Origin of the sequence: Streptomyces sp. NPDC102402 (genome assembly GCF_044765765.1) — a bacterium.
Lineage (GTDB): Bacteria > Actinomycetota > Actinomycetes > Streptomycetales > Streptomycetaceae > Streptomyces.
This window is the reverse complement of record NZ_JBIWKR010000051.1, coordinates 1-1,063: the sequence shown is the minus strand read 5'-3', so window position 1 is coordinate 1,063 and position 1,063 is coordinate 1. Positions and strand designations below refer to the sequence as shown.

At 67.8% G+C, this 1,063-nt stretch carries 2 protein-coding genes; both read left to right on the top strand.

Translation table 11 applies throughout. The annotated features are described in order from the left end of the window. Positions 1–245: 245 nt before the first annotated feature. Positions 246–566 carry a hypothetical protein gene (locus ACIRJR_RS37130; RefSeq protein ID WP_403789211.1) on the top strand — a complete coding sequence of 107 codons (321 nt, stop codon included), beginning with the start codon at positions 246–248 and terminating at the stop codon, positions 564–566. 121 nt (positions 567–687) lie between these two features. Further along, positions 688–1,063, top strand: a 376-nt coding sequence (locus tag ACIRJR_RS37125; protein WP_403789209.1) for a transposase, incomplete at its 3' end; no start/stop codon positions are given.

Genomic DNA, 1,063 nt, shown 5'->3' with positions numbered 1-1,063 from the left:
TAGCCTCGGGCTTTCACGGGCGGGCCGGCGCGGACCTTGATCAGATAGGCGGAGAGTACCGCTGAGCTGCGGCGATGGGACTTGCCAGGAGGGCTGTCGGCTGAGAGGAAGCAAGCACTCTCCAGGTGAACGAGCGCATCGTGCCGTGGCCGCTTGCCCGAGCTCTTGTCGGCGGTGCCGCGGGGTCACGTAGGCGCCCGCAAAATGGCTGGTCACGGGAGTGGTCTGTGCAGGACTCTGTGGGTATGCCTCGACGTCTCATGTTCGTGCAGTTGAAGACTGGTTACACCACCGACCGCGGACCCTCGTGGATCGGGTGGGTGGACTTCTCGAAGACCTGGAGTACTGCGTACTTCCGCGGGAGGACACTGCGCCGGGCAGGGGGGATGTTCGATGCGAACTTCTGCGACGTGCAGACCGACGAGGAGTTCTGGGTCTCCGGGCCGAAGCGGGACCGCACGGACACCCGCTACGGCCCCTCCGACCCTGAAATCGATCCGGAAGCCGTCGACACCTATCGCGCCTTCCTGGAGGGCGCATCTCTGCCGGGCCGGGAAAACGGCTGACCTCGCGCCCTTGCGAGCGGGGCGTCCGGGTCTTGATCAAATAAGCGGAGAGTGCTCCTGACCTGCAACGATGGGACTTGTCTAGGGTCCTGTCAGCTGCACGGAAAGAAGCACTCTCCAGGTGAAGAAGCGTGTCGGGTCATACCCGCGGATCCGCATCGAGGGCGGCGGCCGGGCGGTGGTCTCGCAGGCCGGGAGCGTGCTGCTGGTCGAGACCGTCCGCAAAGCGGGCCTGGACACCGCGATATCGGCGGCGTTGGCGCCGTGGCGGAAGGCGAGGGCCGTCCATGATCCCGGGAAGGTCCTGCTGGACGTGGCGTTGGCGGTCGCGTCGGGCGGGGACTGCCTGGCGGATGTCGGGCTGCTGCGGGCGGAGCCGGCTGTGTTCGGGCCGGTGGCCTCGGACCCGACGGTCTCCCGTCTCGTCGACACTCTCGCCGCCTCCGGTGAGAAGGCTCTGGCGGCGATCCGTGCCGCGCGGGCCGGAGCCCGCGCTC

Coding starts and splice junctions, on each gene's coding strand:
- ACIRJR_RS37130 (WP_403789211.1), top strand. CDS start 246: ATGCCTCGACGTCTCATGTTCGTGCAGTTGAAGACTGGTTACACCACC.